This window comes from Streptomyces sp. NPDC054841 (assembly GCF_053611045.1).
On the sequence record NZ_JBSGZO010000464.1, the window covers coordinates 1 to 6502 of the forward strand.

At 74.1% G+C, this 6502-nt stretch carries 7 protein-coding genes; 3 read left to right on the forward strand and 4 right to left on the reverse strand.

Annotated elements, in window-relative coordinates; all coding sequences use genetic code 11:
- Together ACWGI8_RS36665 and ACWGI8_RS36670 are read right to left on the reverse strand one after the other, a co-directional pair.
- A partial coding sequence (locus ACWGI8_RS36665) for an LLM class F420-dependent oxidoreductase (protein WP_453667749.1) occupies window positions 1-908 on the reverse strand: 908 nt, incomplete at its 3' end.
- A gap of 15 nt (window positions 909-923) precedes the next feature.
- Window positions 924-1628 carry a DUF5995 family protein gene (locus ACWGI8_RS36670; RefSeq protein WP_453667750.1) on the reverse strand — a complete coding sequence of 235 codons (705 nt, stop codon included), beginning with the start codon at window positions 1626-1628 and terminating at the stop codon, window positions 924-926.
- Between the two features lie 183 nt (window positions 1629-1811).
- Here ACWGI8_RS36670 and ACWGI8_RS36675 point away from each other — a divergent pair, with 183 nt between their 5' ends.
- Window positions 1812-2942, forward strand: coding sequence for a glycoside hydrolase family 6 protein (locus ACWGI8_RS36675; protein ID WP_453667756.1), 1131 nt, complete (start codon window positions 1812-1814; stop codon window positions 2940-2942).
- Here ACWGI8_RS36675 and ACWGI8_RS36680 read toward each other — a convergent pair.
- Together ACWGI8_RS36680 and ACWGI8_RS36685 are read right to left on the reverse strand one after the other, a co-directional pair.
- A complete protein-coding gene (locus tag ACWGI8_RS36680) occupies window positions 2921-3112 on the reverse strand; it encodes a hypothetical protein (RefSeq protein ID WP_453667759.1) in 192 nt (63 codons plus the stop codon). The genes ACWGI8_RS36675 and ACWGI8_RS36680 overlap by 22 nt on opposite strands.
- A gap of 169 nt (window positions 3113-3281) precedes the next feature.
- Window positions 3282-4532, reverse strand: coding sequence for an MFS transporter (locus tag ACWGI8_RS36685; RefSeq protein WP_453667752.1), 1251 nt, complete (start codon window positions 4530-4532; stop codon window positions 3282-3284).
- A 118-nt stretch (window positions 4533-4650) separates the two neighbouring features.
- On the opposite strand from ACWGI8_RS36685, the gene ACWGI8_RS36690 reads away from it, so the two are divergent.
- A complete protein-coding gene (locus ACWGI8_RS36690) occupies window positions 4651-5811 on the forward strand; it encodes an ROK family transcriptional regulator (protein ID WP_453667757.1) in 1161 nt (386 codons plus the stop codon).
- Window positions 5812-6179: 368 nt separating this feature from the next.
- Window positions 6180-6365, forward strand: coding sequence for a hypothetical protein (locus tag ACWGI8_RS36695; protein ID WP_453667754.1), 186 nt, complete (start codon window positions 6180-6182; stop codon window positions 6363-6365).
- Window positions 6366-6502: the final 137 nt, after the last annotated feature.

Consider the following 6502-nt stretch of genomic DNA (forward strand, 5'->3'; position numbering starts at 1 on the left):
CCCTCGTACACGGCCGCCGCGACGTCCTTCAGCTCCTCCGCGTCCCGCGTCGTGCCCTGCAGGTCGACGAGGAACTCGCCGAGGCCGGGTGCCACATGAGCGGCCAGGTCCTCGACGATCTGCTCCACACTGCCGTGGAACGGCTGCCGGTCGCCGCTTTCCAGCGGCTTCTCGCTGTACGCCGCGTTGGCCCGCACGACGACCTCCAGGGGCCGCTCGCGCCCGCGCTCGGCCGCGACGTCCTGAACGCGCCGCCAGGCGTCGGACAGCTGCTGCGGGCCCGCCGCGACCGGCATCCACCCGTCCGCCCGGTCGACCATCCGGCGCGTGGCCCGCGGGCTGAAAGCGGGCAGCAGGACGGGGATGGGCCGGGCCGGTTTGGGGCCGACGACGGAGGGCGCGACGGTGGTCAGCTCGCCCTCGTACGCGACCGGATCCGGCCCCCACACCGCCTGGCACACGTCCAGCAACTCGTCGAGGACCGCGCCGCGCTTGTCGAACGGGGCGACGGACGCCGCGGCGTACTCGTCGAGGGACCAGCCGGTGCCGAAGCCGGCGACGACCCGCCCGCCGCTCGCCGCGTCGAGCGTGGCGAGCGTACGCGCCAGCTGGAAGGGGATGTGCAGCGGCGCGATCAGCACGCTCGTGCCCAGCCTCGCCCGGCTGGTCGCGGCGGCGGCCAGGGTCAGCGACACCGTCGGTTCGGCGACATTGCGGTACTGATCGGGCCAAGGAAGGCCGGGAACGCCGTACAGCCCCTGGGTGGCGGGCTCGGGAAACAGCACCCGCTCGAACGCCCACAGGCTTTCGTAGCCGATCTCCTCGGCCGCCGCGGCCACCGCGGGGATGTCGCGGCCGATGTCGTACTGCCTCATCTGCGGGAGACCGAGTCCGAGACGGATCGTCATGTGCACTCCTTCGCGTCAGGGCCAGGGGGTGAGCAGGCAGCGCCCGACGAGCCCGACACCCGTGTCCAGCCGTTCGGTGAACTCACCGGCCAGTTCCGGAAGTTCCCGGATCCGCCACAGCAGCCGGGCCGCCGACCAGGCGCCGTCCCGGGCCCGCTCCAGGCTCCATGAGCCGAGCAGATGGGTGAGCGGATCGGCGACCTCCAGCAGATCGGGCCCTGGCATCAGATCCTCGCGGATGCGTTCCTCCAGCATCGTGAGGATGTCGCCCACGCGGTCGAACTCCCCCTCCAGGTCCGGCGGTTCGCAGTCGAGCGTACGACACGTGTCCACGACCGCCAGCGCGAGATCGTGCCCGATGTGCGCATTGATTCCGGCCAGCGCGAACTGCACCGGGCGTACCCCGGGATGGCGGCGGTGCTGGAACAGCGGACGCCAGCAGGCGGGCGGGCGGCCCTCCACGGCCACCGTGCCGACGGCCGAGAGATAGCGCTCGGCGAAGAGAACGTCCAGCGTGGCCGCGGCCCGCCGGTCGGGGAACTCACCGCGGTCGATCCGCTCGGCGAGCTCCTCCGTGACCGCCAGATACACCCGGTTGAAGACCGCAACCCCGTCGGCCGCCGGCCAGGCGGAGCGGAACGCACGCATCCGCGCCACCACCGAGTCGACCGAAGGCGGGCAGGAGCCGTTCCGGGCCGCGAACTCTTCGATCTGCGCCATGGGGGCAGCGTCCCAGTCCTAGGCTCGGAGACGGGCCGCCCGGCCGGGGGCTTCCCCAGAACGGGGGAACACACCGGTCACATCGGCCGCCAGGGGGAGGGGGCACACGAGGTGTCAGGCGGCGTGCGTACCCAGCGCCGGGCGGAACGCGTCGAGCGGCGCCGGGCCGCGCGCCATGGCGTCATGGCCGTCGCGGCGTCCGCTGTGGTGGCCGTGGGCACGGTCACCGGACTGGTCTCGGCCGCGAGCGATGCGGACGAACGGGAGACGGCTCGGCCGGAGGTGAGCAGCTCACCCGTGACGGTTCCGCTGCCCGCGCGGCCCAGCTCCACGGGGCTGTCGACGGCCGAGCCGGCCACGACGGCCACGTCCGCGGCCCCGCCCGAGGCGTCGGCGAAGCCTTCGCCCCGGCGGTCGGCACGGCCGTCCCCGCGCGGGGAGGCGCCGGACGTCGGCGCGCGGCTGTACCGCCATCCGCAGTCGCAGGTCCTCGACTGGATTCGGGCCAACCGCGACGACCCACGCCGCCCCCTCATCGAGTCACGGATCGCCGCCCACCCGTCCGCGGTCTGGTTCACCTCCCACAACCCCGGTGAGATCAGGGACGAGGTGCGGTCGGTGACGTCGGCGGCGGCAGCAGCGCGCCGGGTGCCGGTCCTCGTGCCGTACGCGATCCCCGGCCGCGACTGCGGCGGTGCGTCCCGGGGCGGGGTGCCGGACCTGGCCGCGTACGACCGGTGGATGGCGCAGTTCGCGGCCGGGCTCGGCGACGAGCCGGTCGTCGTCGTCCTCGAACCCGACTCGATCGCGCTCTCGGACTGCCTTTCCGACGGCGACCGGGCCGCGCGTTTCGCCGCGCTGGCCCGGGCCGGCCGCACACTGAAGGCCGCCGGCCCGCAGGCGAAGGTCTACTTCGACGCGGGCCACTCCGGCTGGCACCCGGCCGCACAGCAGGCGGCTCTGCTGCGCGCGGCGGGCGCCGCGACCGCGTCGGACGGCATCTTCACCAATGTCTCCAACTTCCACAGCACGGCCGACGAGACGCGGTACGCCCGGGAGGTGCTCACCGCGCTGGGCGGACCGGCGCGCCTGGGCGCCGTCATCGACACCAGCCGCAACGGCAACGGCGCCCCGGCAGCCGGAGAGTGGTGCGACCCGGCGGGCCGGGCGCTCGGCAGGGCGCCGACGACCGAGACCGGCGAGGCCCGGATCGATGCCTATCTGTGGATCAAACTGCCCGGGGAGTCGGACGGCTGCAGGGGTGCGGCCGGCACCTTCACACCCGATTACGCCTACGACTTGGCGACCGGCTGACCGCCGCCCCCGGCATCGCCGCCGGAGTCGTACGCGGAGGTGCCCGCGGCCGGCAACGGCTCCTGGGTCCTCATGTGCGCGGGGGCGAAGGCGCGCAGGACGTGGTAGCCGGTGATGACGAGATCTGGTCGCTCTACGTACTTGCGGTCTCGTCCATGAGTCGCGTTCACATATCTGGTCGGAGTGCTGCTTTGAGTTCCAGCGGCGGCAGACGCGGGGGACCGGTGCGCGAAGGCCGCGCTGCCGCGGCTGGAAACGCCGCCGGGCGGCGACGTCCGGGCGCCGCGGCCGGCGGCGGACAGCCGGATTTCGATCAAGGGCTCAGGCCCCCGGACGGGATCATTTGGAGCCCCGTTGGGGGTCCCCCCATGCCCGCAGGTCCGGCGCCGCCGACGACGTGGTCGCCCCGGACGCGGCGGGCGCCACCCCACGCGCGGTGCCGCGCAGCACCCCCGCCCCCACCACCAGCCCGAACGCCAGCACCGTCACCAGCCCGAACGACACCGTCAGCGAGGTCAGATCCGCGATCCCGCCGATCGCCGACGGCGCGATCAGCCCCGAGGTGTACGTGATCGTCGCGACGCCCGCGATCGACTGGCTCGGGTTCGTGCCGCTGCGCCCCGCGGCCGCGAAGGCCAGCGGTACGACCACGGCGATCCCGAGGCCGATGCAGCCGAACCCCGCCATCGCGGCCACGGGGTGCGGCGCCAGGACCACCAGTACCCCGCCGGCCGTCGCCAGCATCCCTCCGACCCGGACGGTACGCACCGGTCCGAAGTGGTCCACCACCCTGTCGCCCGCCAGTCTGGCGACCGCCATGGTCAGCGCGAACGCGGTGGTGGACGCGGCCGCGAGCCCCGCCGACGTACCCAGCACATCGCGCAGGTACACCGCCGACCAGTCCAGGCTCGCCCCCTCCGCGAACACCCCGCAGAAGCCGATCGCGCCGATGATCACCGCGGAGCGCGGCGGCAGCGCGAACCTCGGCGGCGGCTCCTCGTCCGGGGTGCTGCGCAGGTGCAGTACGCCTTGGCAGGCCAGCAGACCGAGGATCGTGAGGACGGCGGACGCGAGGGCGTGGTGGATCCGGGCGTCGCTGCCGAGATGCGCGGCGAGTGTGCCCGCGGCGGAGCCGATCAGGGCGCCCGCGCTCCACATGCCGTGCAGGCTGGACATGATCGAGCGGTCCAGGCGGTTCTCGACCTCGACACCGAGCGCGTTCATGGCGACGTCGGACATCCCGGCCGTGGCGCCGAACACGAAGAGCGCCGCGCACAGCGCGTACACGTTGGGGGACAGCGCCGGGAGCATCAGGGCGAGCGTCCACAGGGCGAGCAGTCCGCGCAGCGCCGTGCGCGCGCCGAAGCGGTGGCTGATCGTCCCGGCGAGCGGCATCGCGAGGGACGCGCCGATCGCGGGAAACGCGAGGGCCAGGCCGAGCAGGCCCGCTCCGACCCCGGCATGGTCCTGGATCCAGGGGATCCGGGTGGCGAAGCTGCCGGTCACGGCGCCGTGCACACAGAAGACGGCTGCCACGGCGTACCGCGCCCTGATCAGCCGTGCCTTGTCGAAGACCACGTCACCCGACATCCCTGTCATCCTCCCCTGGGCCGTGGCGCGTAAACTATCAGGAACCCTGCCTGATAAATAGACCCCGCCATGTCGGGCGGTGGCGATCTGGAAGGATCCCGGTATGCCCGCACCCGGTATGCCCGCGTCCCCGAGTACCGCCCGGGCCATCAACGACCGGCTCGCCCTGCGACTCCTGCAGGACGAGGGCCCGTTGACGGCAGGTCAGCTGAAGACCTTGACCGGCCTCTCCCGGCCGACTGTCGCCGACCTCGTCGAGCGGCTGCAGGGGTCCGGGCTCATCCATGTCGTCGGTGAGGCGGGTGCGCAGCGCCGCGGCCCGAACGCCCGGGTGTACGGGATCATCGCCGACCGTGCACATCTGGCCGCGCTCGATGTGCGCACCCAGGGCGTCGCGGTCGTCGTCGCGGATCTGGTCGGCACGACCCTTGCCGAGGCGACCCTCCCGATCGGCAGCGACACCGGCACCGAACCGGCCGTGGAGCGGGCCGTCGCACTCCTGGAGCGCACCGCGCGCGAGGCCGGCGTGACGCGGCTGCACAGCGTCGGCATCGGTGCGCCCGGGCTGATCGACCCCGTCACCGGTGACCTGCGTGACTCCTCCGGACTGCCCGCCTGGCACCGCAGGCTCGTCGGCGCCCTGCAGGAGCGTCTCCCCGCCACCGTGCTCGTGGAGAACGAGACCAATCTGGCGGCGGTCGCGGAACAGCGCGTCGGCGCCGCGCGCGACCTGGACGACTTCGTCCTGCTCTGGCTCGGTCAGGGGGTCGGCGCGGCGGTCGTCCTCGGCGGCACGCTGCGCCGTGGGGCGTCGGGCGGCGCCGGCGAGATCGGTTTCCTTCCGGTCCCGGGCACCGGCGGCCTGCCGTCCGCCACGGGCTGCGACGCCGGCTTCCACGCACTGGCGGGGGCGGTCGCGGTCCGTGAACTCGCCGCCCGGTGCGGCATCGACGGCGACGCCGAAGAGTCCGTACGCGCCGCCGCGGCGAAGCCGGAACAGCGCGGCGCGCCCTTCCTGGACGCACTCGCCGACCGCCTGGCAGTCGGTGCCGCCGCCGTGGCCGCCGTACTGGACCCGGGGTGCGTGGTCCTCGGCGGCGAGATCGGCCACGCCGGCGGCGCGGCCCTCGCCACCCGGGTCGAGGCGCGTCTCGCCACGTTGTCACCCCTGCACACCGAGATCCGTCCGGCGGCGCTGGGTGGCGAGGCGGTGCTGCGAGGAGCCCTCCTCGCCGCCCGCGACGCGGCCCAGGCCGAGCTCTTCGCCCCGGGCCCCTGAGGCCCCGGTCGCGGTACGGGCCGGCAATCGCCGGGGACCCGGCGGCGGCAAGGGCCGGTAACCGCCGCCGGGCGTTCTCGCAGGCCGGCACGCTCCGGGGTGCTCCTGGGACACCCCGGTCCCCGGTGGCCCCAGGCTCCGCCGCTGCCGCTGCCGCTGCCGCTGCCGCTGCGCGCCACGGGCCAACCGGACCCCGGCCGAGCCGCGTTGGGCCACGACGGGCCCGCACCGGCAGGCCGGATCCAGTGAGGTACGCAGAGATTAAAAGGACTAGACCAGTGGGTCAATAGGTCTGGATCAACCGCGTGTGATCTCGGCCATGGAGCGCGCCCGGACCGCTCGACGGGGCCCCGGCGGGGTGCTGGGTCGTGTCCTCGAAGCCCCGTCCGTCCGGCGACGCCTGGCCCGCCTTTCGGGCGGACGGTGCCGGCCTGCACGCCGCCGTCCCGGACCTCACCCTCCGCCGGGACGTGGAACACGGGCCCGGCGCCGAGGCCGTCGGGAGCGAGCTGCCGGGGGCCGGGTTGCCGGAGTGGCGGCCGCGTCACCGCTAGGGCCTGTCGTTCGGATCTTGCCGGGCTCGCGTGCCCTGGGACGCGCTCCCCCAGAGCTTCGCCTGGGGGGACCCCCAGAGCTTCGCCTGGGGGGACCCCCAGCTGCGTTGTCGTCAGTCGCCAATGTCCCCCGTAGC